The sequence below is a fragment of the Staphylococcus sp. EG-SA-14 genome (genome assembly GCF_017151935.1).
Taxonomy (GTDB): domain Bacteria; phylum Bacillota; class Bacilli; order Staphylococcales; family Staphylococcaceae; genus Staphylococcus; species Staphylococcus aureus.
The window spans coordinates 1-246 of record NZ_JACVZM010000109.1 but is presented as its reverse complement, the minus strand read 5'-3'; the positions used below and the strand labels follow the sequence as shown (position 1 = coordinate 246).

Genomic DNA, 246 nt, shown 5'->3' with positions numbered 1-246 from the left:
ACATGCATGATGATATGCCGAAAGCGATGATTATGAAGTTCGACTTAGCATTACAACGTATGTTATTAGGAGAGCCTATACAGTATATAGTTGGCTTTGCCTCATTTTATGGTAGAACGTTTGATGTGCCTCTCCAAATAGATTTTGAATGCGCCCAAGCTTTATCTGAAGCATCTGAATACTTTTGCTTAGTTTGATTGTAAATACTTCCTGTTGTCGATTTAACAGATTGCCAAGCTTTTCCAA

2 pseudogenes are annotated in these 246 nt (G+C 37.0%); one reads left to right on the top strand and one right to left on the bottom strand.

From position 1 onward, the window contains the following. Positions 1 to 128: pseudogene (locus IDG63_RS14535) on the top strand (peptide chain release factor N(5)-glutamine methyltransferase); the annotation flags it as partial. Here IDG63_RS14535 and IDG63_RS14845 read toward each other — a convergent pair. Continuing rightward, positions 122 to 246: pseudogene (locus tag IDG63_RS14845) on the bottom strand (hypothetical protein); the annotation flags it as partial. The pseudogenes IDG63_RS14535 and IDG63_RS14845 sit on opposite strands and share 7 nt — an antisense overlap.